The organism is Dorea sp. Marseille-P4042 (assembly GCF_900290215.1).
GTDB lineage: Bacteria > Bacillota > Clostridia > Lachnospirales > Lachnospiraceae > Dorea > Dorea formicigenerans.
Genome location: NZ_OLMI01000002.1, coordinates 922,297 through 947,753, shown reverse-complemented (window position 1 = coordinate 947,753; position 25,457 = coordinate 922,297). Strand labels below are relative to the sequence as shown.

The 25,457-nt window shown below is 41.3% G+C and carries 18 protein-coding genes and 3 rRNA genes; 18 read left to right on the top strand and 3 right to left on the bottom strand.

What is annotated here, in order from left to right:
* Positions 1-88: 88 nt before the first annotated feature.
* Together C7E02_RS10055 and C7E02_RS10050 are read left to right on the top strand one after the other, a co-directional pair.
* Positions 89-1,183, top strand: coding sequence for an alpha/beta hydrolase (locus C7E02_RS10055; protein ID WP_005342624.1), 1,095 nt, complete (start codon positions 89-91; stop codon positions 1,181-1,183).
* A gap of 30 nt (positions 1,184-1,213) precedes the next feature.
* Positions 1,214-1,630, top strand: a complete 417-nt coding sequence (locus C7E02_RS10050; protein ID WP_105309473.1) for a hypothetical protein — start codon at positions 1,214-1,216, stop codon at positions 1,628-1,630.
* Between the two features lie 290 nt (positions 1,631-1,920).
* Here the strand turns inward: C7E02_RS10050 and C7E02_RS10045 are convergent, their stop codons facing one another.
* Complete coding sequence (locus C7E02_RS10045) at positions 1,921-3,636, bottom strand: L-lactate permease (RefSeq protein ID WP_029732541.1); 1,716 nt, start codon at positions 3,634-3,636, stop codon at positions 1,921-1,923.
* 340 nt (positions 3,637-3,976) lie between these two features.
* On the opposite strand from C7E02_RS10045, the gene C7E02_RS10040 reads away from it, so the two are divergent.
* The 7 genes from C7E02_RS10040 (at position 3,977) to C7E02_RS19200 (ending at position 10,486) form a co-directional block, all read left to right on the top strand.
* Positions 3,977-4,609 (top strand): TetR/AcrR family transcriptional regulator C-terminal domain-containing protein, encoded by a 633-nt coding sequence (locus C7E02_RS10040; protein ID WP_005342618.1) that lies wholly within the window; start codon positions 3,977-3,979, stop codon positions 4,607-4,609.
* Between the two features lie 150 nt (positions 4,610-4,759).
* Complete coding sequence (locus C7E02_RS10035; protein ID WP_242978789.1) at positions 4,760-5,326, top strand: glycine/betaine/sarcosine/D-proline family reductase selenoprotein B; 567 nt, start codon at positions 4,760-4,762, stop codon at positions 5,324-5,326.
* Positions 5,327-5,577: 251 nt separating this feature from the next.
* On the top strand, positions 5,578-6,858 hold the full coding sequence (locus tag C7E02_RS10030) for a glycine/sarcosine/betaine reductase component B subunit (protein WP_105309472.1): 1,281 nt from the start codon (positions 5,578-5,580) through the stop codon (positions 6,856-6,858).
* A gap of 3 nt (positions 6,859-6,861) precedes the next feature.
* Complete coding sequence (locus tag C7E02_RS10025; RefSeq protein WP_242978788.1) at positions 6,862-8,181, top strand: glycine/betaine/sarcosine/D-proline family reductase selenoprotein B; 1,320 nt, start codon at positions 6,862-6,864, stop codon at positions 8,179-8,181.
* 13 nt (positions 8,182-8,194) lie between these two features.
* Complete coding sequence (locus C7E02_RS10015) at positions 8,195-9,373, top strand: M20 metallopeptidase family protein (RefSeq protein ID WP_022278343.1); 1,179 nt, start codon at positions 8,195-8,197, stop codon at positions 9,371-9,373.
* A gap of 17 nt (positions 9,374-9,390) precedes the next feature.
* A complete protein-coding gene (locus tag C7E02_RS10010) occupies positions 9,391-10,236 on the top strand; it encodes a radical SAM protein (RefSeq protein WP_022278344.1) in 846 nt (281 codons plus the stop codon).
* Between the two features lie 94 nt (positions 10,237-10,330).
* Positions 10,331-10,486 carry a hypothetical protein gene (locus C7E02_RS19200; RefSeq protein ID WP_155961861.1) on the top strand — a complete coding sequence of 52 codons (156 nt, stop codon included), beginning with the start codon at positions 10,331-10,333 and terminating at the stop codon, positions 10,484-10,486.
* Between the two features lie 30 nt (positions 10,487-10,516).
* Here the strand turns inward: C7E02_RS19200 and C7E02_RS10005 are convergent, their stop codons facing one another.
* Both C7E02_RS10005 and C7E02_RS10000 read right to left on the bottom strand, forming a co-directional pair.
* Complete coding sequence (locus tag C7E02_RS10005; protein WP_105309833.1) at positions 10,517-11,587, bottom strand: HAMP domain-containing sensor histidine kinase; 1,071 nt, start codon at positions 11,585-11,587, stop codon at positions 10,517-10,519.
* Positions 11,588-11,611: 24 nt separating this feature from the next.
* Positions 11,612-12,295 carry a response regulator transcription factor gene (locus C7E02_RS10000; RefSeq protein WP_005342605.1) on the bottom strand — a complete coding sequence of 228 codons (684 nt, stop codon included), beginning with the start codon at positions 12,293-12,295 and terminating at the stop codon, positions 11,612-11,614.
* A 197-nt stretch (positions 12,296-12,492) separates the two neighbouring features.
* Between C7E02_RS10000 and C7E02_RS09995 the strand changes: the two genes are divergently transcribed.
* The 9 genes from C7E02_RS09995 to C7E02_RS09950 all read left to right on the top strand — a co-directional run bounded on the left by C7E02_RS09995 (position 12,493) and on the right by C7E02_RS09950 (position 25,071).
* The gene (locus C7E02_RS09995; RefSeq protein ID WP_005342603.1) at positions 12,493-13,593 is read left to right on the top strand and encodes an ABC transporter ATP-binding protein; all 1,101 of its coding nucleotides are present in this window, start codon (positions 12,493-12,495) and stop codon (positions 13,591-13,593) included.
* Positions 13,590-14,453 carry an ABC transporter permease gene (locus C7E02_RS09990; protein WP_005342602.1) on the top strand — a complete coding sequence of 288 codons (864 nt, stop codon included), beginning with the start codon at positions 13,590-13,592 and terminating at the stop codon, positions 14,451-14,453. The genes C7E02_RS09995 and C7E02_RS09990 overlap by 4 nt, the downstream gene beginning before the upstream one ends.
* A complete protein-coding gene (locus C7E02_RS09985; protein WP_105309471.1) occupies positions 14,453-15,871 on the top strand; it encodes a GldG family protein in 1,419 nt (472 codons plus the stop codon). The genes C7E02_RS09990 and C7E02_RS09985 overlap by 1 nt, the downstream gene beginning before the upstream one ends.
* Complete coding sequence (locus C7E02_RS09980) at positions 15,858-17,258, top strand: DUF4340 domain-containing protein (protein ID WP_105309470.1); 1,401 nt, start codon at positions 15,858-15,860, stop codon at positions 17,256-17,258. The genes C7E02_RS09985 and C7E02_RS09980 overlap by 14 nt, the downstream gene beginning before the upstream one ends.
* Before the next feature lie 226 nt (positions 17,259-17,484).
* Complete coding sequence (locus C7E02_RS09975) at positions 17,485-18,039, top strand: VanZ family protein (protein WP_105309469.1); 555 nt, start codon at positions 17,485-17,487, stop codon at positions 18,037-18,039.
* 19 nt (positions 18,040-18,058) lie between these two features.
* Positions 18,059-18,862, top strand: a complete 804-nt coding sequence (locus tag C7E02_RS09970; RefSeq protein ID WP_105309468.1) for a glycosyltransferase — start codon at positions 18,059-18,061, stop codon at positions 18,860-18,862.
* Between the two features lie 918 nt (positions 18,863-19,780).
* A 16S ribosomal RNA gene (locus C7E02_RS09960) occupies positions 19,781-21,311 on the top strand.
* Between the two features lie 220 nt (positions 21,312-21,531).
* Positions 21,532-21,649 (top strand): 5S ribosomal RNA (gene rrf, locus C7E02_RS09955).
* Positions 21,650-22,182: 533 nt separating this feature from the next.
* A 23S ribosomal RNA gene (locus tag C7E02_RS09950) occupies positions 22,183-25,071 on the top strand.
* The 16S, 23S and 5S rRNA genes sit together here, the layout of an rRNA operon.
* Positions 25,072-25,457 lie beyond the last annotated feature (386 nt).

Below are 25,457 nucleotides of genomic sequence, written 5' to 3'. Positions count from 1 at the left end.
ATTGCAGTAACTTTTTTTGAAAATTAATTCCGAAGGAAAAAGTATCATGTGTTATGAATAGGGATTAAGAAACCAGGGAGGTAAAAAAATGGGACTTGAAAAATTTAGAATTCGTGATGATGTTAAATGGGCACATCCAGAACTGGAGCAGGCATATGCACTGATGGGAAATTCTGTTGGATATGCAGAAGTACTTTTAAATGATGATCTGTCATTTGAAGAACGACAGGAATTTGCAGCACATGCGGAAGATGGATTTAAAGATTACCTGCCAGATTATGATTGGAGCCGTGTAACAGAATATGAAGCAAAAGGTTGTATTGATGAACCAGATGCTCCAAAAGTAAAAGTTCTTGTTGCAAATCCAAGAGAAGGGAAATGGCGTTATAAGAGAAATAGTCCATGCATTCTTATAATTCCAGGCGGAGGACTTACAACATGTTTCCGCTTTACAGCTGCAATTGAAGATTGGGCAGATAAGTATGGAGTTCCGGTAGCAACCTTTAATTACCGCACACTTTGTATGGGCGCTCAGTATCCACAACCGATGAATGATTGTGAAGCTGCATATAATTTCCTTACAGAGCATACAAAAGAACTGAATATTAGTGCTAATAAGATTATTATTCATGGTAATAGTTCTGGTGGACATTTGTCATTGGCTCTGTGTCACAGACTGAAAAAACGTGGAATCACACCACGCGGTTGTCTGGTATGGGTGCCGATTATTGATGATCGTCCGTTGCCACAATATCGCTCATTAAGTATAAATTCTGCATTTTGGGGTGGCTCTGATGCTGCACAATCTGCACGTCAATACTTAGGAAAAATGAACAATATGGTTGATGTTCCGGCAGAAGCATTCCCAGGACGCGCTACGGTAGAAGAATGTGTAGGATTACCACCAACATTCATTCATGCTATGGCTAATGATAATGGTGTGGATCAGGCTTATGATTATGCAAGTAAACTTGCAGCTGCAGGTGTTTATGTTGAACTTCATAACTGGGGCGGAAGTCAGCATTGTTCATTGTCAACAGCAGCAAATGTATTGGATAAAGACGATCCAACAGCAGAGTACGCACAGCTGTTTAATGCAGTGAATGAAAAGGAATTCAAAGATATGTTTGAAAACGATTTAAGACGTCCATGGACAGTCGAAGAATTTAATGAAAAGAACTGATTGAAATAATCAGATGAAAAGGTGATTATTATGGCAGAATTTAAAGAATATGAAGGACTTGGATACTTTATTGACCCAGAGAGTGATACAAAACAGGTGTTTATTCCATCCCCGCCGACTATGGCAACTGTAAAAATTAATCCAAGACCTGGGATTATTTATGTGACAGGTGGAAAAGTAAAAGAAGGATATGAGCAGTTGGAAGCGTTAAAGGATTATGCAGAAAAAAATAAAGTTGGAATTTTCTGTCCGACTTCTTTGGAGGCAGAAGAGATCTCTAAGACCTATCAGCATATCCAGAAAAGCGGAAAAGTGCTGAACATTAAAAGAAATGAATTGACAGTCATGGGAGATGCAGAACATATGGATGCTGCACAGGAAGCTGTAGATTATATGGTTGATGAATGTGATGCAGATATGGATGATGCAGAAGAGCTCACAATATAGATAGTTTTTAGAATCCTGTTTAATGAATGGGGCTGTTGCAAAAGTAGATAGATAATCTACTGGAGCAGCAGCCCCTTTGTTATACCTTAAACAGAAAAGGATCTGTACTTTTGTTATTCAAATGTAATAACTTGTTCGGGAGTATGAAAGCTTTCGGATTTTTATACAGAGAGCAAGGGTATCGCTCAATCCTCTGATTTGATGATTTTGCGACACCCTCTGATAATATGATAATAAGAAAGTATATGTTTAAAACGACTGTAATGTTTGGACAGATGACTTTGATTCTCTTACTTTAATAATTCAGGCATTGGGTTAATTCCTGATGCCATGAAGATTCCGACAACGGTAGCAACAATTACACAGTATATGATGCAAGGAATAATGTTGGTCTTGATTAATTTACCTTCATTACCGCTGGTTCCAGTTGTAGCACATACAGATACGATATTGTTTATACATACCATATTTCCAATTGCACCACCACAGTTTTGAAGGGCTACAATCAATACCTGGGACATGCCTAGCAGAGAAGCTGTTTCAAATTGCAGGGAAGCAAATAAGGTGTTGGATACGGTACATGATCCTGACATAAAGGCGCCGAGTACACCGATAAATGGAGCGATAATAAAGTATGCACCATGAAAAATATTTGCTAGCGCATCTGCCATGACATATAACATACTACTGTTTGTATAATCAAAAGTATCAATTACTGTGGAAGCAACTTTTGCACCTATGTTAGCATTACTTGTGTAGCGATAAAGATTAACCATGGCAACACCGAAAAGTAATGCAATAGCAGCACCGGATATCTGACAAAAAGAATCTTTGATTGCTACCTTGGCTTCATGTTTACTCATTTTGTGAAGCAGAATGGTAATAAGAGCAATTAATGTAAATGGCATAATACCAGGATTCCATAAGAATTTAAAATCCCAGTTGATCGTGTCAAATCCAAGAATATGATCAATGTGCAGAATAAATGGTTCATCTGTGAGAATCGGTTTTATTTTGAAAAAGCCAACACGTGTTAAAACAAGGATAATACTGATGATTACGTATGGCATCCATGCTTTAACAGGCGACATACCTTTATCTTGTGGCTGGCTGACGGTTTGCGTTGAAAGCCAGCTTTGGTCGCCCCATTTTTCCACTCCATCAAAAGTCATAACTTCTTTTGGCATTAAAAATCCTTTTTTGGCAGCGAGGATTAAGATTGGCAATGCTGTAAGAAAAGCAACCATAGAAGTTAATTCTGGACCTACAAAAACTGCCATTGTAAGATAGAGAACTCCGACAACAACACCTGTAAGGATGCAGAATGGAAGTGCTTTTAATGCATCTTTAAAACTGTGGTTTTTTCCGAAGACTTTACAAAGGACACAAAGTCCGATAAAAATAATGAACAGACCACCAACCATATGTGGAATACAGGTCCATTTGGTCAGCATAGCGGTAAACTTATCCGGATCACCGCCAAGAGCTGTTACGGAAGAGGATACAACACTGGAAGCTGTCAGTGTTGGAACACCGACAGGCCCCGGGCAAACAGGTGTAGAGTTGTAAATTAAACATACAGCAGCTGCTGCCAACGGTGGGAATCCAAGTGAGATTAAGATTGGAGCAGAAAGTGCAGCAGGTGTTCCAAATCCGGCAGCGCCTTCGATAAATCCGGCAAATACATATCCTACAAGGATTGCTTGAATCCTGGCATCTTTTGTAATATTTGAAAAGATATTATTAATAGAAGCCATTGCGCCAGATTGTTTCAAAATATTCATAAGTAAGATTGCACCAAAAATAATTGCAAGTGTTTCAAAAGCACTCAGAAAACCCGCAAGAGTCTGAGCACCAATTTCGAGTATTCCCATTTTCCAGATAAATCCGGCAACAAAACAGGCAATAAGCCAAGATGCGGGCAAGGCCCGTTTTGCCGGCCAGTTAAAGCCGACCATTAGTATGACGGTCAAGAAAATAGGAATAGCAGCAATAAGTGCATACATAAAAAATCCCTCCTAAAATGCGAAATGTGCTTGTTTATAACAGTAGAAAATGGCATATTTCATGGTTTTAGAATAACAAAAAAAGTTGGGGATTTCATTTTACAAAGCCGTTGTCTGTTTTAAATATGAACAATAAAAAAAAGTGTGTTGTTTTTTGTTGAAAATATTGAACTAATAAATTGTATGGGATGAAAAATTAGACAAAAACGCTAAAATGTACAAAAAATAATTAATGATTGAGGTTGATTGGTTAAATAATCTATAATAGAATATTGTTAGAGAGAAAAAACATACAATTTAAAGCTTATAAGAGAGTAAATATCTCAAAGGAGTGTAATGTATGGCTAATAATCAGATAATGAAAGAAGCGTTGGCGACCGCATTAAAGAAGTTATTGGAGAAACAACCATTATCTAAAATCTCTGTCAAGTATATTACAGATTATTGTAATATAAGCAGGAACACATTTTATTATCATTTTCAAGATAAATACGAATTAATTAACTGGGTTTTTTATACGGATATGCTTCAAAATGTAAATTCGTTTAATGATCCATCTAAACTGACAGATAGCTTTTTAAATGTATGTAAGTGTTTATATGCAAATCGAAAATTCTATCTTGCATGTTTTCAGTACGTGGGTCAGAATTCATTATATGAATATCTGAATGATCTTTATTATGAAATGTGGAAAATTAATATTGACATGCGCTATTCCGAATCCGGATTTAAATTAACAGAGTCAGAGTTGCAGCTCATGGCGAAAATGAAAGCGCATTCTTTCGTTGGAATTATTTCGGACTGGGTCAAGGATGGAATGCGAGATAATTATATGAGTTATTTTGAACAAGTACATGCAGTATTGGAATTTGAAGCTTCAGGTTATGCACATTTAACAGAAGAGCGAATGCTGGGAGAGCATATGGAAAAAGCGAATATGATTGGCAGAAAGAAGTGTTTGAAAGCATGTTAGAACGTTCAGAGTATATTTATTCAATTCCTGACGGGCTGACTGGAGAAAAAAATCAAGATAACATAGTTCCATTTATTAATTATAAGGAAGCAGCGCCCCAAAGATGCCTTGAGATGTTGTTAAAAAAGCATCGGGGAGAACATTTTCAAAGTGAGGTTATCATGGTGTCGCACGAAAAACGCAAAAATATGTCTGGCGTACAGTATTCAGGGCTGCGAGGCATTGAAGCCAGACAAATATGAAGTCAGCCATCAGGGTTATGATAATCAGTATGTGAATGCAGATCCGAATCGTTTGTTGCCGGTAGATATTATGAGAGAGTTGGAGAAAGAAGGAATTATTGGAAAATTATGTGATATCTTTCTAACAACAGCAGGAGTGATGACATCGACAGAAGAAGGTATTCGTCTCGGGAAACGAATTGCATCTTCAATCAGACAATATGAAGTGGATGCTGTGATTATTACATCAGCGTGTGGAACAAGTACTCGATGTGGAACCTATATTGGAAAAGAAATTGAAAATATCGGAATTTCGGTTGTACAGGGTACCAATCTGACGCGCATAGCTATTGACTCTGGTAGTGTGAGGATAGTAAAAGGTAATAATGTTTGTTATCCCTTTGGAAATCCGCAATTGCCCTTGGAACAGGAAAAAGAACAGCGCAGACGATTAGTCATGGAAACGTTAAATCAGTTACAGCAGGTCATCAAATAAGAAGGAATATAAGAAAATAAGAAAATAAGAAAAGAATCTTTTATTGCAGAAAAAGAAAATCTGTAATGAGAGGTTCTTTTTTTACTAAAAAATGGTACATATATGATATTTGTAATAGAATTAGACACAATACTTTTCTGTAAATTGAGAATGAAAAAAAAGAAAGATAAAATATATACAACAGTAGAGTTTGGCTAAGTATCACTGCATGGAAGAATGCAGCGTCTCAATGTGAGAAAGGAGAAAATGCCATGAGTAAAAGGTTACAAATTGATTACATTCGTGTCAAAAAGGTTCAATTTGGAAAGAAAACAGAACTGTCAGAAGGTGTATTGACAGTCAACAAAGAAGAGCTTATAAATCAGGCAAAAAGTGAATTGTTCGGAAGTCTGGATATTAAGCTGGCTGTACCAGGAGAAAGCTGCAGAATCCTGGGAATTCATGACGTAATGCAGCCGCGTTGTAAAGCAGATGCACCAGAAACATCTTATCCTGGAATCTGGGGAAAACTTGCACCTATGGGAGAAGGCCGTACCGTTGCATTAAAAGGAGTGGTTGTATCGGATATTTATTATGCAAAATGCAACATCAAATATTATTTGGATATGGGAGGAGAATGTGCAAAATACTCTAACTTTTCCAGACATTACCATATTATTTTAGATGCGACTCCGGCAGAAGGTGTCAGTGATGCAAGTTATGCAGAGGCTTTAAAATATGCATCGTTAAGCATTAACGTTTATCTGGCAAAACTGGCAATTGCTGTGAAACCGGATGAATCAGAGGTTTATGAACTGGGACCGGTAGGTCTTGGAGCGGATGGTAAACCACTTCCGAAGGTAGCATATCTGGTTACGCATATGGCTTCTCATGATACTTGGAATTTCCTTGTATATGGGCAGAGCGCGTTAGGATTTCTCCCAACAATTCTTCAACCAACAGAAGTGCTCGATGGAGCTATGGTATGGAGATATTGGGAGCCGAACTATTATCTTCAAAATGAAGTCTATATCAAAGAATTGATGAAACGTCATGGAAAAGACATTGAGTTCGTCGGTTTTGTTATGGACAACAATGTTATGAAAATTGATGGAAAAGATGCAATGAGTATGATGGCAGCTACCTTGTGTAAAGAAACTTTAAAAGCAGATTGCGTTATTGTAAATAAATCAGGTATGGGACATTGCCAGCTGGACAGTGCACTTGCATTTAACTGGGCAGAAAAAATGGGAATGACATGTGTTATGAATTTGTCTGCTGTATCTAATGATAAACCTGGTGATATGCTTGTCATATCAGATTCAAAGATTGATGCCGTTATAAACAGTGGACGAAATTACGACCTTCATCATCCGAGAGTAGAACGGGTGATTGGAGAAGGAGCCAATGTGCCTAGTTTGATGGGAATAGATGTGAGAGGGCCGTTTACACATACTACGAATTTTGCTTATCAGGGAATTTGGTCACAACTGGGTGACTGTTATGTAACTACAGATTCAGATTTGCCGGAAGTACCGGAAAAGGAGGCGTAGATCATGACAGAAAAAATCAGAGTCGTACATTATATTAATCAGTTTTATGGTGGATATGGCGGAGAAGACACTGCTAGTATGGGGATTGTTATAAAAGAAGAACCGGTAGGACCAGGACTTGCTCTTGCCAAAAATCTAGGAGAAAATTATGAAATTGTAGCTACATTTATTTGTGGAGATAATTATATAGCAGAGAATACAGACGAAGTGTGCAGACAGTTGATAGACACTGTGAAAAAATATAAAGGACAGCTTTTTGTGGCAGGGCCTGGATTTAATGCAGGAAGATATGGAATCGGTTGTGGTGCTGCGACTTCTGCGGTGACAAGAACATTGAAAATCCCAGCAGTTACTGCATTGTATGCGGAAAATCCTGGTACAGATCTCTACAAGGATCAGTGCTATATTCTTCAGACAGAAAACAATGCTGCAAAGATGCGACAGGTTGTAAAACAGGTTGCAGTTTTTGCTAAACGCCTTGTAGAAGGTGATTTTATTGGAGATGGTAAGAAGGAAGGATATCATGGATCAGGTCCGGAAATTGAAATCGACTATACAATTCCGGCACCAAAGAGAGCGTTAGCTATGTTGCTTAAAAAGTATCATCACGAGAACTTCTATACAGAAGTCATCATGCCGAACCATGAAGATATACCACTTCCGGTTCTGGATAAGCCATTAGATGAGATAAAAATAGCAGTAGTCACTGACGGAGGGCTTGTGCCAAAGGGAAATCCGGATAACCAGGTTCCGACAAATTCAAGATATTATAAGATATATGACACTCATGGAGTGGATGCACTGAATGCAAAAGATTATGAGGTCAGTCATCAGGGATACAATAATGCATTTGTACTGGCTGATCCGAACCGTCTTGTTCCGGTGGATGCACTTATGAAGTTGAAGAAAGAAGGTAAAATCGGAGAGGTATATCAGAAGTTTTATTCTACAGCAGGAGTTATGACTCCGATGGAAATGGGAAAGAAATTTGGAGAAGGAATTGCAAAAGACATGAAAGAAAATGGAGTGGATGCTGCAATTCTGACATCTACTTGAGGGACCAGCTCTCGCTGCGGTGCAGTGATGACAAAAGAAATTGAAAGAGCTGGAATCCCAATTATCCATGTAACAAATCTTACCAAAATTTCTGAGGGAATCGGTGCTCATCGAATTTTACGAGGAAATAGTGTGCTTCATGTATTTGGTAATCCGTCACTTCCACATGAGCAAGAAGTTGAATATAGAAAAGAAATGGTGGAAGAAGCATTGGAAATGTTAACAGAAAAGCCAGAAGAAGGACAACATGCTTTAATTTGTGAATAAAGGGGAGTCGGATATGTTACAGCAATATGGTGGAATTCAAGCATATGTGTTGCGGATTAGAAGGGATTTGCACAAGATTCCAGAAATAGGGCTGGAACTTCCTGAGACAGAAAAATTTATAAAAAAGGAATTAGATGCGTTGAACATACCATATGTCTGTTCAGAAAGAGGCAGTGGAATTATGGCAACCATAGAGGGTGCATATCCCGGAAAAACAATTGCGTTTCGCACAGACATGGATGCTTTGCAGTTGGAAGAGGAATTAGATATTGATTATAAATCTCTATATCCGGGATATATGCATGCCTGTGGGCATGATGCGCATATGGCAATTATGCTTGGGACAGCAAGAATGCTCCTTACGTGGAAAGATTCTATGCATGGAGTGGTAAGATTAATTTTTCAGCCTGGTGAAGAAACAGCCAGAGGAGCAGAAATTGCTATTGAGGATGGATATGTTAAAAATGTCGACGCGATTTTTGGACTGCATATAGGTACTTTATTTGGAAAAGAAATTCCTTGTGGAAAGTTTATCATATCTTCAGGCTGCTGTATGGCCTCTTATGATCATTTTATTATTAAAATAAAGGGAGAATCTTGTCATGGATCAAATCCGGAAAAGGGGATTGACCCGGTTCAGATAGCTTCGCATCTTGTATTAGCACTACAGGCTATTCAGACAAGAGAACTTATGGGAACAATTGCCAGTGTGATTTCAATTGGTAAGATTATAGGTGGCAATCAGTATAATGTTATACCGGATTCAGTGATACTGGAAGGAACAACTCGTGCGGTGGATGAAAGTGTACGGCAATATCTGGCAAAAAGAATTGAAGAGATTGCAAATATGACAGCTATGACTTTTGGCGGTGAATGCGAATTCCAAATTATATGGGGAGCACCACCGGTCGTAAATGACAGACATATGGCAGATTTGGCAGCAGATGCCATAGAAGGGACTCTCGGAATTCAATATGTGGAGCGGCATATGGAGTCACCATGTATGGCAGGTGAAGATTTTGCAAATTATTTAAATATAGTTCCGGGGGCTTTTTTATATCTGAGTTCTTCTAATACAGAAAAAGGAACAGACTATCCACATCATTCTTCACGCTTCAATGTAGATGAAGATGTATTGTGGGAAGGGGTTGCTGGATTTAATTCAATAGCAAAACAGATACTTCAAAATTAGAAAAGAGGAAATATATAGTGGAATTATATACAGAAAAAGAAGTGTATCGTCCATTTTGGGAAAAGGACAGCGCATTATTAGAAACAGAGCTAGGATGTAGTTGGCATAAATGCGCATTTTGTGATTTTACAAAGGATGATTTTTATATATTTCCTCTTGAAGAAATAGAGAAAAAAGCAAAAATGCTCGTACCATATGCAAAAGCAAAAAGACGTATTTTTTTGCTGGGAGAAAATCCATTTGTAATGGATACGGGGAAAATATTGGCAATTACTGGATATGTAGAGCGTTATATGCCATGGATTCATGAAATCAGTATGTATGCAAGGGTTGATGATGTTTTAAGAAAGGATGAGAGAGAGCTTCTTGTACTACGAAAAAAAGGAATTTGTCATTTGCATATTGGAATAGAGTCTGGAAATGCAAAAGTGTTGAAACAAATGAATAAAGGGGTAACACCAGAACAGGGTATAGAAGCTTGCGAACGATTACACAGGGCAGGAATTACATATTCAGTTACGGTAATTCCGGGACTTGGTGGTAAAAAAATGTCAGAAGAACATGCGGAAGATACTGCAAAATTTTTGAATGTCATACAACCTGAAAGAATATGGATGATTGGATTAAAAATCTGGAACGATACAGATTTGTATAAGCAATATAATCAAGGTCTGTTTGTACCTTTAGATTTACGAAGCCGTATGATGGAAGCAAAAAAAATACTGGAGAATCTGAAAATGTCAGACTGCATATTTGCGGATACAACTGTATTGAATAAATATACAGTCATAGGTAAACTGCCGTATGATAAAGAAAAAATGATAAACTGGATGAATGAATTAGCAAAAGGAACTGAAAACTAACTCGGAAGCTGACTGGCAAGAAAGTAAGTTCCGTAGCTGTGTGATTTTCATATTTTTTGTATCCGCATATTTGTACTTTGAGGTGCAAGGAGAGATGTTTGGAAGTGCAAGATTTTTATTTGCAATCATGATTTTTGTTTCATTATATGGGATGGCAAAATATAAAAAGAATATAGAAGGGATTGTTTCAAGAAATACTTTGGAGCATTGGATTGTGGGGGCTCATTCAGGAGTTTTGCATATCCGATAAAAGGTAGTAAAGATTTTGGGAACAGAAAAGCTATAAAGGCAGCACCACAATGAAGGTGCTGCCTTTTCCTGTATTGCTTTCCACGGTGACTGTACCGCGATGCAGCTCTATGATTTTCTTTACAAGTGCAAGTCCCAGACCATTGCCTTCCGACTGGTGTGAAGTATCGCCCTGATAGAACTTGGTAAAGATTAAATCAGAGGTTGCCTGATCCATGCCGGGACCGTGATCCTGAACTTTGACGATGCAGGTTCCATCTTTTGTGTGAAGAGAGACAGATAATTTTCCAAACTCTGGGGAAAACTTAATTCCATTGTCCAGAAGATTGATCCATACCTGTTTTAGCAGTGCTTCATCAGCGAGGATGTCCAACTCTTCCAGATTAAGATCCAGCTTCAGATGTTTTTGGGACCACTTATATTCCAATAACAGAATTGCTTCCCGGATCTGTTCGCTTAAGGAAAATGTTGTCTGTCCGGAAAGGGAAGAGAGACTTTCAATTCTGGAAAGGTCAAGTATGGTCGTGGAAAGTTCTGATAAGCGCCTGGACTCTTCTATAATAATGTCCAGATATTCTTCGCGTTGATCTTTTGTGAGTTGGTCGGATTTTAATAATTTCGCGAATCCAAGAACGGAGACAATCGGGGTCTTGAATTCGTGAGAGAAGTTGTTGATAAAATCTGAGCGTAACATTTCTGTACAGGACAATTCTTCGGTCATGTGATTAAAGCAATCAGATACTTCTCGGAATTCTGCTGGGTGTTCCAAGTGGATTTTAACATCATAATTTCCTGTGGATACTTGATGAATAGCCTCGACCAATGTATGGAGAGGTTTGAGCGGCAGGTGGCTGATCAGAAGTGTGATCAAGGTGCCGATGATAATACTGATGATCCCGGTCTGGATCAGAAGCGGAATCTGTGAGGACGGTGGTCCGGCATTGATGAAGCCATGATGGATGAGCAGGATCATAACTCCGTTTCCGAGAAATGTGGATAATAACAGTAGGACAAAGATTAAACCGGTTGTAAGAAGGTTCATTTTTGTTCGAAAATTTAGTTTTAATTTGCCTGCATTTGTATGTGTAAAGTATTTCATCATTATTTTAATCTCCATATATTTCATTTACATGAGTGCCTCTTGCACCTGTGCTTTATATCCAAGCCCCCGAATTGTTGTGATGGAAAAATCATGACAATTCTGGAACCGGTTCCGGAGACGGTTGATGTGTACGCTGACAGTCGCATCGCCGGAATCAGAATCTGGGCCCCAGATATCGTCCATAAGCTGCATGCGGGTGAATATCTGGTTTGGGTAAGAAAGCAGCTTATATAATAGAAGGAACTCTTTCTGAGGAAGCAGCTGGGTATCCTTATCTGTAGTGACGGTCAGGGCATCATAATTTAGTATAGTATGTCCAATGCGAAGCTGGTGTTCCGCAGTGATTTTTGCCCGTCGCAGAAGCGCTTTGATTCTAAGAAGAAGGACATCCTCATCAGCCGGTTTCGTCATATAATCGTCAGCGCCGGCAAGAAATCCTGTTTTAATGTCATCCGGAAGCTGCTTTGCAGTATGCATCAAGATAGGGATATCATTTTTACAATCGCGCAGAAGCTTTGTGAATGTAAACCCGTCTGTTCCGGGGAGCATAATATCAAGAATGATGAGTGCAATATTGTTTGTCTCCATAATATGTAGTGCCTCATTGGCTGTTTCCGTGCAGATTGGAGTGTACCCGGCGGCCAGAAGAATTGTTTTTAAATAGCGTCGTATATTTTTGTCATCATCAATAATCAAAATTTGTAGCATAGAAAAGCCTCCAATTCAACTGATATAAATTTTTCAGTGATGTTATCCCCTCTTTCATTCTATGAGAGAGTTTAGCACAAAAATTCATTTAAAAATCTATTTTCACAAACTTTTCACTTTTGGACATGCAAAAGTTTAATTTGAGTTTAGATTCATTTTCTTTAATAAGACTTGGAAGAAAATGTAGGAGGTTTGTGATGATTTCAGTAAAACATTTAACAAAATGTTACGGTGAATTTACCGCAGTAGACGATTTGTCCTTTGAGATTGATGAGGGTCATGTCTATGGTTTTCTGGGACCTAATGGTGCCGGAAAGTCTACAACTATGAATATCATTACCGGCTGTCTGTCAGCGACATCCGGTCAGGTCACGATTGATGGTCATGATATTTTTGAAGAGCCGAAAGAAGCTAAGAGAGCAATCGGCTATTTGCCGGAGATTCCACCGCTTTATACGAATGAGACACCAGAGGAATATCTTAAGTTTGTTGCAGAAGCGAAAGGATTAAAAGGAAAAGAAATGGATTGTCAGATCGAGGGTGTCATTTCCCAAACGAGAATCCAGAATGTGAGAAAACGTCTGATTTCCAAGTTGTCGAAGGGGTACAGACAGAGAGTTGGGATTGCCCAGGCACTTCTTGGAAATCCGAAAGTTATTATTTTAGATGAGCCTACCGTAGGATTGGATCCGATTCAGATTATTGAGATCCGTGATCTGATCAAGCAGTTGGGAAAAAATCATACAGTTATTTTAAGTTCCCATATTTTATCAGAGGTGCAGGCAATCTGTGAAAAAGTGTTGATTATTTCTGGTGGGAAATTAATTGCATTTGATGAACCGGAACATTTAGAGAAGTCGCTGGCAGGTTCTAACGAAATCTTGTTTACAACAGAGGCAACGCGGGAAGAAGTAGAGGAAGTGAAGTCTTTACTTGGTGAAATTACAGAGGTGTCTTACCGTGAGACGCAAGACGGCCTTTTAAGTGTGACAATGAAGACAGATTCTGATGATATCCGTGGAATCAGCCGTAAGCTTTCTATGGAATTTGCAAAGAGAGAAAAAGCGCTTTACGAGCTGACCTCCAAGAAAGCAAATTTGGAAGATATCTTCCTTGAGCTGACAGAAGCTGCTGACCCGGCAGATGTTCCTGAAAAAGATAGTGAACAGGTGAAAGCAGATCTTCAGAATATGGAAATCAGTGGTCTGGAAGAAATTGGTGGTCTTGAGAAAGACGAGACTGATGAGGAAGAATACAGGAATAAAAAGAAACAGGAAGAGGAGGAGAAAACAGAGTGAAAGCAGTATTAAAACATGAGCTGTCCGGTTATTTTCATTCATTGACGGCATATGTATTTGGAACATTTCTTCTTGTATTCGTAGGAATCGGATCTATGCTCTACAATATCCAGCAGGCAGTTGCGAACTTTGAATATGTGCTTGGATTTATCAGCCTTATATTTGTCGGATTAGTGCCGATCCTGACTATGAGAGTTCTGGCAGAAGAGCGAAAACAGAGAACAGACCAACTTCTTTATTCGCTGCCGATTACAACGACAGATATTATCCTTGGAAAATATCTTGCGCTTTTAGTTGTATTTTTAATTCCACTAGTAATTGTTGCTTTTTATCCATTAATCTTTGCAAAGTTTGGAGATGTCTATCTTTTGACATCGTATGGAAGCTTGATCGCATTTTTCATTATGGGTGCAGCACTTATTGCGATAGGAATGTTTATTTCTTCGTTGACAGAGAATCTTGGAATGGCAGCAGGTATCTGTGTGGCAGTTGTATTGTTCAATTATTACAGTGTCAGTTTGGCAGATTACATTTCCAGCAGTGTGATAGGTTCCATTATCGCACTTGTTGTATTGATTTTGATTGTCGGCCTGATTATTAAGATCCTGACGAAAAATGATGCGGTTGCGGCAGGTGTTGGTGCAGTTTTATTGATTGCAGTTGCTGTGATTTATTTTGCAAAGAAAAGTGTGTTCGAAGGACTGCTTCCGAATATTATGAAGACGTTGTCCTTGTTTGAACGGTTTTATACATTTGTAAATGGAGTGTTTGATATGACAGCTATTGTATTTTATCTGTCTGTCATTGTATTCTTCTTGTTCCTCTGTGTTCAGTCACTTGAGAAAAGGAGGTACAACTAATGAAGAACAAAACAGCTTTAAAAGGCGGTACTTATTCTATTGTATTGACAACAATTGTGCTTGCAATTCTGGTCGTGGTAAATATATTTGTCCAGGCGCTGCCGTCTTCTGCAACCCAGTATGATATCAGTTCCACGAAACTTTATTCTATCACAAGCAACACAAAAGTTGTTGTAAATGCGTTGAAAGAAGATGTGACGATTTACTGGGTCGTACAGAATGGTAAAGAAGACGATGTCATTGAAAAGCTTTTGGACAAATATGATACATTATCTGATCATATTAAAATAAAAAAGAAGAATCCGGATATTTATCCGACATTTACCCAGAAATATACAAGTGATGAGGTTGCCAACAACAGTCTGATCGTAGAGTGTGGGGATCGCAATCGTTATATCGCATATAGTGACATCTACGTAACCAGTGGAAGCGCATATTCAGGCTACAGCAGAACGACTTCATTTGACGGAGAAGGAGCAATCACTTCTGCGATTGATTATGTAGTGAACAGCGAACAGCCAAAGATGTATATATTGAATGGACACGGCGAAGCAGAACTTTCCACAACATTTAGTAATCAGCTTACAAAAGAAAATATTGAGACTGAGAAATTTTCACTTCTGACAACCAATGAAGTTCCGGACGATGCAGATTTTGTGTTAATAAATGCGCCGTCCAGTGATATTTCCGAGGAAGAAAAAAATATGCTGGAAGATTATTTTAACAACGGAGGTAAGCTGCTTGTTATGGCAGGACCGGTGGAGAGTGGAGACCTTCCGAACCTTTATAGCCTTTTATCGGATTATGGTGTGAAATCTGATAACGGAGTTGTTGTTGATACAGACCATGATCACTATGCTTTCCAGGCACCGTATATCCTGATGCCGACCATTGAGAGCAGCGACATTACAGATCCGCTTCTGGATGAGAGTTATTATGCAATCGTACCGATCGCAAGAGGACTGGAGGTTGGAAATACGGATAAAGATGTAAATGTAACATCGCTTCTCACAACATCAGACGAGGCATATTCAAAGACGGCAGGATACAATCTGACAACTTATGATAAAGAAGACGGGGATACAGATGGACCATTTTCGTTAGGAGTAGATATTACACAGGATGAAAATGATGGACAGATGATCTGGTATGCATCTTCTTATCTGGTCGATGATACTTACAACAGTTATTCTTCCGGAGCAAACCTGGATCTGGTCATGAATTCTATATCCTCACTGGTAGGGCAGCGTGACGCAGTTTCAATCAGAAGCAAATCCTTACAGTACAATTACCTGACGATCAGTGATTCTACTTCATCAATTCTGAAGCTTGTCATGATTGGAGTATTCCCGATTGTTTATCTGGCTGTTGGTATTGCGATTGTTGTGAAGAGGAGACGGGCAAATGAAGCGAACTAAAAAATTATATATCCTGCTTGGAGTTTTAGTGGTGATATGTATTGCCACATTTGCTCTGAGCAAGACAGAAGAAAAGAAAGAAAATATTAAAAACAGTGACAAAACGGTTTTGGAAGTGGACAGTGATTCTGTGAATAAAATCTCCTGGAAGAGCAGTTTGGGAAGCCTTGCCTTTGAAAAAAAGGATGGTACATGGACTTACACCGATGATGCAAACTTCCCGGTAGATCAGGATAAGATTGCCGAGAGATTAAAACTATTCAAAGAATTTGGAGTGGCATTTGAGATTGAAGATGTGGACGATTATGGACAGTACGGTCTGGATGATCCGGAATGTACAATCACATTGGAGACGGACGATAAGACTTATGAAATCTCACTGGGTGATTATAGTACCATGGATTCTCAACGTTATGTTTCAATCGGAGATGGAAATGTGTACCTTGTGAAAAATGATCCGATGGATAGTTTTAATGTGACGATTGACGCACTTGTGAAAAATGATGAGATTCCAAACTTTAATCAGGTGGAGAAGATTTCAGAAATTAAAGTTTCCGGGTCTACTTCTTTGGATGCAAAATACAAAGAAAATGATGGTCTTTCTGACAATGAAGACGACATTTATTTTGTGAACAAAGATAAAGAAGAACAGCCGCTGGATACGAATCTTGTGAAGACCTATCTGAACAATGTAAATGCACTGAATCTTGGAACGTATGTGACTTATAATGCAACAGATGAAGAACTTGTAAAATATGGACTTGATGAACCACAGTATAATCTGGAGGTAAAATATACACCGAAGTCCGAGGATTCTTCTGAGGATTCCGGTGACAGTAAAGATTCAGAAGCAGGCAGCAGTGAGAAAACATTTATACTTCATGTCAGTGCAAAACAGGACGACAAAGCCTATGTCAGAATCGGAGATTCCAAGATTATCTACGAGATTACAGAAGACGAATATAAGAATGTGACAGATGGTTCTTATGATTCGCTGAGACATAAATCAGTTGTAACAGCGGATCTTTCCGATGTGGACAGGGTAAAAGTGACGCTGGAAGATAAAGATTACACCATTGATCTGTCTGAGAAGAAGGGCGATGTTGTCAGTACTTATGACGGAGAAGAAATTGAAGGAACAGACTTTACAGATGCACTTAAAGCGCTGAAAGCAAGTGACTTTACAAGTGAAGAACCTTCTGAGAAAGAAGAAATCAGCTTTACGTTACATTATAAAGATGACAAATATCCGGAAAAAGAAGTTAAAATATATCGATATGATGGAACGAATTGTCTTGTGACAATTGACGGAAAATCCATATCACTAGTAAAACGAGATCTGGTCGTAGATTTGACGGAAGCAGTGAATGCAATTGTGTTGAAGTAAATGTCGTATCCCTTGAATCTGCGCGTAGAACATAAATGTACAGGACCCTGGTGGAAGTAATCTTGCCAGGGTCCTGTACATTTATGTAATCCCGCCGGAAGTTCGACTTGAATTGTACTCGTATGTTAGAAGTGTATGTTAAAATTCTGTGATAAGAGAGGCTTTGCCCTAGACAAGAAAAAATATATGTGCTATTCTAGTCCCTATTGAAAAAGGAGACGGTCATTTGGATATTTATCAGATATTAGTTACACATAACAGAGAATGGACGGCAAGAGAGTTCCTGTTTTTTGTTATTGTGTTTATAGTCGTAGCATTTTGCCTGCGGCAGTTGGTAAAAAGAGACAAAATGAAAGGCTTTCAGGCGTATGCATGTCTCGCAGCTCTTACATTTCTTGCGATTGTATATGCATCGACAGTATTTACAAGAAATCCACAGACAGATTATCATTATAACCTTGATTTATTCTGGTCCTGGCGGGCAGTACTTCGTGGCAGCAGAGAGATGTTGAAAGAAGATATTTTAAATATTGTGTTGTTACTTCCGCTTGGTGGATTACTTCCATTTGTCTTTGACAAGAAGATCCGCTGGTGGCAGGGATTGTTATGTGGAATAGTGGTTTCACTCGGAATCGAGATATTGCAACTTGTTCTGAAAAGAGGGCTGTTTGAGTTCGATGATATTATGAATAACAGTATAGGCTGCATGTTGGGGTGCATGTTTGGAAATCTAGTGGCTTATCTGTTAGCGGGAAAACCAATATGGCATAGAGACAGATAGAAAAGAGTTTGAGAGGTTCATGAAAAAAGTTTTATTTGCAATTAATACATTAAATAATGGCGGGGCGGAAAAGGTGCTGCTTACATTGTTGCGGTATCTGGATCCAAAAAAGTATGAGATACATCTGCTGGTCGTGCAGTACGATAAGACTGTATTCGTGTCAGAGGCAATTCGCGTCGCATTTGGAGAAATGTTCGGTATAGAATTAGTTCAAAATGCAGCGGTCTGTTATAATCCTTTAGAAGCAAAGACAATCCGCAGAATGGCAAAAGCCTATAAAGTGGCACATGACAAATTTACAATTTGTGCAGTGGGACGAGTGATTCCGGAAAAAGGATTTCTTCGTCTGACCAGTATCTGTGAGCATATGGTAGAAGATGGCAGAGACTTTACTCTTAATATAGTAGGAGATGGAAAAGAATATGACCGTCTAAAAGAAATGGTCGAGTCTCATCATTTGGAAAAATGGGAGCATTTGATTGGATTTCAAGAGAACCCATATCCATATATAAAAAATGCAGACTTATTTGTCTGTTCTTCCTTGAATGAAGGATATAACCTTGCAATCAGTGAGGCGGTTATACTTGGTGTGCCGGTTATATCTACAGATTGTAGCGGAATCAAGGAAAATCTCGGTAACGGAAAATGGGGATATATTGTAGAAAATAGAAAAGAAACATTGTATCATGCAATTTCCAGATGCTTTGATGAACCAGGATTCTTAGAAGAATTAAAGAAAAAATCTGAGGCAGGTAGTATACAGGATACGTATGAAGGAAGATTAAAGAAGATAGAGAGCATAATAGAGGGTGTAGTAAACTGATAAAAGTGCTATGTCCCAACTAACGGGCAAAGGTGCCCTTTTTTGATTACCTCTTCTGATTTGTGAAAAAAGAGAGGTTTTCGATTCAGATGGGAAAATGAATTGTATAAATTATGCAAATAAAATAAATAATAAAAACAATATTGACAATTCTGGACGGGCATGATATATCAGATGGGAGATGCAGTGGTGGGAGTCAATCCCCCAGCTGATATAGCCTCCGGCAGGGCGCACATTGTCCGGTGGACAATGGTTTTGCGCCGACCGAAACGGAGTGTAGACTTGCAGAGGTGCGCAGTAGAAGTATGTCATGCAATTGCATGACGCGCACCNGTCAATCCCCCAGCTGATATAGCCTCCGGCAGGGCGCACATTGTCCGGTGGACAATGGTTTTGCGCCGACCGAAACGGAGTGTAGACTTGCAGAGGTGCGCAGTAGAAGTATGTCATGCAATTGCATGACGCGCACCTCGCAGCAAGAATGCCGAGGCATTCTTGAATATATAAGCTGTTGCGTGAGACAAGACTGGAAAGTGCTTAAGAGCTCATGGGAACGCAAAAAAAATAAATGAAATTTCCTGTTGACAAATGTCGATAGAAATGATATTCTAGATAAGCTGTTTCGAACGACAGAGATGATCGAAGCGGACAGTGAAAAAGAAAAATAAAAAAGTTGTTGACAAGCGATTGTGAATGTGATAATATAAATAAGCTGTCGCTGAGACGACAACAAAGAAAAAGAACCTTGATAATTAAATAATAGACAACAACCCTGAAGATTCTTTAAGAGAAAATTCAGAACGGACATTGAATGACAATGTCGACCTTAAAACAGTAAAAGGGATAAGAAAGCTAGTAGTTTTCTTGACCTGGAACGAACTTTGATTTTAAATCCGAGTCAAATCGGAATTAAGATTTTTTAACGAGAGTTTGATCCTGGCTCAGGATGAACGCTGGCGGCGTGCTTAACACATGCAAGTCGAGCGAAGCACTTAAGTTCGATTCTTCGGATGAAGACTTTTGTGACTGAGCGGCGGACGGGTGAGTAACGCGTGGGTAACCTGCCTCATACAGGGGGATAACAGTTAGAAATGGCTGCTAATACCGCATAAGACCACAGTACTGCATGGTACAGTGGTAAAAACTCCGGTGGTATGAGATGGACCCGCGTCTGATTAGGTAGTTGGTGAGGTAACGGCCCACCAAGCCGACGATCAGTAGCCGACCTGAGAGGGTGACCGGCCACATTGGGACTGAGACACGGCCCAGACTCCTACGGGAGGCAGCAGTGGGGAATATTGCACAATGGGCGAAAGCCTGATGCAGCGACGCCGCGTGAAGGATGAAGTATTTCGGTATGTAAACTTCTATCAGCAGGGAAGAAAATGACGGTACCTGACTAAGAAGCCCCGGCTAACTACGTGCCAGCAGCCGCGGTAATACGTAGGGGGCAAGCGTTATCCGGATTTACTGGGTGTAAAGGGAGCGTAGACGGCTGTGCAAGTCTGAAGTGAAAGGCATGGGCTCAACCTGTGGACTGCTTTGGAAACTGTGCAGCTAGAGTGTCGGAGAGGTAAGTGGAATTCCTAGTGTAGCGGTGAAATGCGTAGATATTAGGAGGAACACCAGTGGCGAAGGCGGCTTACTGGACGATGACTGACGTTGAGGCTCGAAAGCGTGGGGAGCAAACAGGATTAGATACCCTGGTAGTCCACGCCGTAAACGATGACTGCTAGGTGTCGGGTAGCAAAGCTATTCGGTGCCGCAGCTAACGCAATAAGCAGTCCACCTGGGGAGTACGTTCGCAAGAATGAAACTCAAAGGAATTGACGGGGACCCGCACAAGCGGTGGAGCATGTGGTTTAATTCGAAGCAACGCGAAGAACCTTACCTGATCTTGACATCCCGATGACCGCTTCGTAATGGAAGCTTTTCTTCGGAACATCGGTGACAGGTGGTGCATGGTTGTCGTCAGCTCGTGTCGTGAGATGTTGGGTTAAGTCCCGCAACGAGCGCAACCCTTATCTTCAGTAGCCAGCATTTAGGGTGGGCACTCTGGAGAGACTGCCAGGGATAACCTGGAGGAAGGTGGGGATGACGTCAAATCATCATGCCCCTTATGACCAGGGCTACACACGTGCTACAATGGCGTAAACAAAGGGAAGCAGAGCCGCGAGGCCGAGCAAATCTCAAAAATAACGTCTCAGTTCGGATTGTAGTCTGCAACTCGACTACATGAAGCTGGAATCGCTAGTAATCGCAGATCAGAATGCTGCGGTGAATACGTTCCCGGGTCTTGTACACACCGCCCGTCACACCATGGGAGTCAGTAACGCCCGAAGTCAGTGACCCAACCGAAAGGAGGGAGCTGCCGAAGGTGGGACCGATAACTGGGGTGAAGTCGTAACAAGGTAGCCGTATCGGAAGGTGCGGCTGGATCACCTCCTTTCTAAGGAAGATGGATAAAGTAGGCTGCAAAGCAGCCGAATCAATCCAACTAAAACGGAAGATGGATAAAGTAGGCTGCAAAGCAGCCGAATCAATCCAACTAAAACGGAAAAAGTAAGGGCTGTTGTCTGTTATTTAGTCATCAAGGACTGAGCGCGGAATTGGACGCGCGAAGGACATAATGACAAGTTATCAGTTCCGTAAAAAGAACGAATAACATTTCCGGTGGCGATGCGCTTAGGGGTAACACCCGTTCCCATCCCGAACACGATGGTTAAGACCTAAGCGGCCGATGGTACTTTACTGGAGACGGTACGGGAGAGTAGGTGGCTGCCGGATTGAAAAAATAAACTGGTTTTACCAGTGATCAGAGAGCTGAAGAGATTCAACTTCCTGATGGCTGATAAAACAGTCAAATGCTTACATTGCACCTCAAGAACTTCGTTCTTTCGGTCGCGTGCAGGCACGCTATGAAACAGAATATTTCACAGCTTATGAATGCAAGCATTCAACGCAGAAAATATTCGTTTCGCAATGTACCTTGAAAACCGCATATAAGAAATATAGATAAGATATTAAATATCTAATCAAGACATCCGAGGTAATTGTTATAAACAGAGTAATAATTACTACACAATTCGAAGAAAACGAATCCAAAAAATTGACCTAGAAGCCAACGCATGCAACGCTATGCATGTGTCGATGAAGAAAGCAACCCGTAGGCGGCGATGTCAAACCGGTTAGCTCACAAGCTTTGCTTGTTTCGCTATCCTTTGCTTCGCAAATGATTGCAGAACTTCAGACGGTTCCAGATGAATGCAAGCATTCCTCTGAGAACAGTCAGAACTTCCGCACCGCTTTCGACATCTATTGGTTATGCTAATAAGAGCGTATGGTGGATGCCTTGGCACTAAGAGCCGATGAAAGACGTGATAAGCTGCGAAAAGCTTCGGGGAGGAGCAAATATCCTATGATCCGGAGATCTCTGAATGGGGAAACCCACCTGAGCAAACCTCAGGTATCCTAACGCCAATACATAACGTTAGGAGGGGAACCCGGTGAACTGAAACATCTAAGTAGCCGGAGGAAGAGAAAACAACATGTGATTCTGGAAGTAGCGGCGAGCGAAACCGGAAGAGCCCAAACCGGAGTGCGTGCACTCCGGGGTTCGGACCGCGGAATTGATCCAAAAGACTTAACAGAACGGCCTGGGAAGGCCGGCCAGAGAGGGTGAAAGCCCCGTAAGTGAAAGGTCGATTGGCATGGCGGAATCCAGAGTAGGTCGAGACACGTGGAACCTTGACTGAATATGCGGGGACCACCCCGTAAGGCTAAATACTCCTTAGTGACCGATAGCGCATAGTACTGTGAAGGAAAGGTGAAAAGGACCCCGGGAGGGGAGTGAAAAAGAACCTGAAACCATATGTTTACAAGCTGTGGAACCACTTTAAATGTGGAACCGCGTACTTTTTGTAGAACGGTCCGGCGAGTTACGCTGGCTGGCGAGGTTAAGTCCTTAAGGGATGGAGCCGAAGGGAAACCAAGTCTGAATAGGGCGAAGAGTCAGTCGGAGTAGACCCGAAACCGGGTGACCTATCCATGTCCAGGATGAAGTTGCCGTAAAAGGCAATGGAGGTCCGAACCCACATCCGTTGAAAAGGGTGGGGATGAGGTGTGGATAGGGGAGAAATTCCAATCGAACCCGGAGATAGCTGGTTCTCCTCGAAATAGCTTTAGGGCTAGCCTCATACAAGTCTTGCGGAGGTAGAGCACTGAATTTCCTAGGGGGCGTCAAAGCTTACCGAAGAATATCAAACTCCGAATGCCGCGTAGATGGTGTATGGGAGTCAGACTGCACGAGATAAGTTGGGTAGTCAAAAGGGAAAGAGCCCAGACCTGCAGCTAAGGTCCCAAAATGTGTGTTAAGTGGAAAAGGATGTGGGATTTCGAAGACAACTAGGATGTTGGCTCAGAAGCAGCCATACATTCAAAGAGTGCGTAATAGCTCACTAGTCGAGAGGTCCTGCGCCGAAAATGTCCGGGGCTGAAACACACTGCCGAAGCTCAGGAATGTACTTGTACATTGGTAGAGGAGCATTGTATACGGGAAGAAGCAGTACCGATAAGGAGCTGTGGACTGTATAGAAGAGAGAATGCCGGAATGAGTAGCGAGAGGAAGGTGAGAATCCTTCCGGCCGAATATCTAAGGTTTCCAGAGTAAAGCTGATCTGCTCTGGGTAAGTCGGGGCCTAAGGCCAGGTCGAAAGACGTAACCGATGGACAACAGGTTGAAATTCCTGTACCGCGATATAACAGAACTGTGGGGACACGTGTGGAGAGCACAAGCCGGGAATGGAAAGCCCGGCGCAAGCGAGGTAGGAGTCGTACCGGCAAATCCGTACGGCAATCCGAAGACGTGATGCGTACCGAAATAAGAGTAGGGAAGAGTGTGAGCCATGCGTCAAGAAAAGCCGCTATTGTTTGTATCGCGCCCGTACCGTAAACCGACACAGGTGGATGAGGAGAGAATCCTAAGGCCGACGGGAGAAGCATTGTTAAGGAACTCGGCAAAATGACTCCGTAACTTCGGGAGAAGGAGTGCCACTGAGAGGTGGCCGCAGAGAATTGGCCCAAGCAACTGTTTAGCAAAAACACAGGTCTATGCAAAACCGAAAGGTGAAGTATATGGGCTGACGCCTGCCCGGTGCTGGAAGGTTAAGGGGAGAGGTTAGCGCAAGCGAAGCTTTGAACTTAAGCCCCAGTAAACGGCGGCCGTAACTATAACGGTCCTAAGGTAGCGAAATTCCTTGTCGGGTAAGTTCCGACCCGCACGAAAGGCGTAATGATTTGGGCACTGTCTCAACAATGCACCCGGTGAAATTGAAATACCAGTGAAGATGCTGGTTACCTGCGCCAGGACGGAAAGACCCCATGGAGCTTTACTCCAGCTTGATACTGGGATTCGGTATTGCATGTACAGGATAGGTGGGAGGCTTTGAAGCGGTGACGCCAGTTGCCGTGGAGCTGCTGTTGGGATACCACCCTTGCAGTACTGGGTTTCTAACCAGCGGCCTTTAACAGGTCGGGGGACAATGTCAGGTGGGGAGTTTGACTGGGGCGGTCGCCTCCGAAAGGGTATCGGAGGCGCTCAAAGGTTCCCTCAGAATGGTCGGAAACCATTCGAAGAGTGCAAAGGCAGAAGGGAGCTTGACTGCGACACCGACGGGTGGAGCAGGTACGAAAGTAGGACTTAGTGATCCGGTGGTATAAAGTGGGATTGCCATCGCTCAACGGATAAAAGCTACCCTGGGGATAACAGGCTTATCACTCCCAAGAGTTCACATCGACGGAGTGGTTTGGCACCTCGATGTCGGCTCATCGCATCCTGGGGCTGAAGTAGGTCCCAAGGGTTGGGCTGTTCGCCCATTAAAGCGGTACGCGAGCTGGGTTCAGAACGTCGTGAGACAGTTCGGTCCCTATCCGGCGTGGGCGTAGGATATTTGAGAGGAGCTGTCCTTAGTACGAGAGGACCGGGATGGACTGGCCGCTGGTTGATCTGTTGTTCCGCCAGGAGCATAGCAGAGTAGCCAAGCCGGGACGGGATAAACGCTGAAGGCATCTAAGCGTGAAGCCCCCCTCAAGATGAGATATCCCAACGAAAGTTGTAAGACCCCTTGAAGACGACGAGGTAGATAGGACAGAGGTGGAAGTGTGGTAACACATGGAGCTGACTGTTACTAATAGGTCGAGGGCATAACCAAAAGCAAGAGTACTTAGAGAAGACGAGCAAAGCGAAGGCTGAGCTTAGTACGATGCTTGTTCGAAGGAACTTAGCGAGGTTCTTTCGAGCTTAGTGAATCGAACTTCCTTAAGTGCGAAGCACAGGTGGATAGGTAAAGATGTTAAAAAGTTTCTTATATGCAGTTTTGAAGGTATATATTTATATAAGAAGTGATTGGTATGAACCAGTCACTTTTTTTGTACATAGAAAGTCGCATTTCCTATTATACAAGAAGTCTCCGGCAGGGTGTGCACTCGCGCGAATTAGAATTATATCAAAAGAATACAATTCTCGTTCATTGTGTGTTGTCGCGCAATTCAGAATCCGTTACAATAAAGTTATGATTAGTGTGTACAAAAAAGACAA

Bases quoted from the DNA above. Each gene is read 5' to 3' on its own strand.
- C7E02_RS10055 (WP_005342624.1), top strand. From the start codon at position 89: ATGGGACTTGAAAAATTTAGAATTCGTGATGATGTTAAATGGGCACAT.
- C7E02_RS10050 (WP_105309473.1), top strand. From the start codon at position 1,214: ATGGCAGAATTTAAAGAATATGAAGGACTTGGATACTTTATTGACCCA.
- C7E02_RS10045 (WP_029732541.1), bottom strand. From the start codon at position 3,636: ATGTATGCACTTATTGCTGCTATTCCTATTTTCTTGACCGTCATACTA.
- C7E02_RS10040 (WP_005342618.1), top strand. From the start codon at position 3,977: ATGGCTAATAATCAGATAATGAAAGAAGCGTTGGCGACCGCATTAAAG.
- C7E02_RS10030 (WP_105309472.1), top strand. From the start codon at position 5,578: ATGAGTAAAAGGTTACAAATTGATTACATTCGTGTCAAAAAGGTTCAA.
- C7E02_RS10015 (WP_022278343.1), top strand. From the start codon at position 8,195: ATGTTACAGCAATATGGTGGAATTCAAGCATATGTGTTGCGGATTAGA.
- C7E02_RS19200 (WP_155961861.1), top strand. From the start codon at position 10,331: ATGTTTGGAAGTGCAAGATTTTTATTTGCAATCATGATTTTTGTTTCA.
- C7E02_RS10005 (WP_105309833.1), bottom strand. From the start codon at position 11,587: ATGATGAAATACTTTACACATACAAATGCAGGCAAATTAAAACTAAAT.
- C7E02_RS10000 (WP_005342605.1), bottom strand. From the start codon at position 12,295: ATGCTACAAATTTTGATTATTGATGATGACAAAAATATACGACGCTAT.
- C7E02_RS09995 (WP_005342603.1), top strand. From the start codon at position 12,493: ATGATTTCAGTAAAACATTTAACAAAATGTTACGGTGAATTTACCGCA.
- C7E02_RS09985 (WP_105309471.1), top strand. From the start codon at position 14,453: ATGAAGAACAAAACAGCTTTAAAAGGCGGTACTTATTCTATTGTATTG.
- C7E02_RS09980 (WP_105309470.1), top strand. From the start codon at position 15,858: ATGAAGCGAACTAAAAAATTATATATCCTGCTTGGAGTTTTAGTGGTG.
- C7E02_RS09970 (WP_105309468.1), top strand. From the start codon at position 18,059: ATGAAAAAAGTTTTATTTGCAATTAATACATTAAATAATGGCGGGGCG.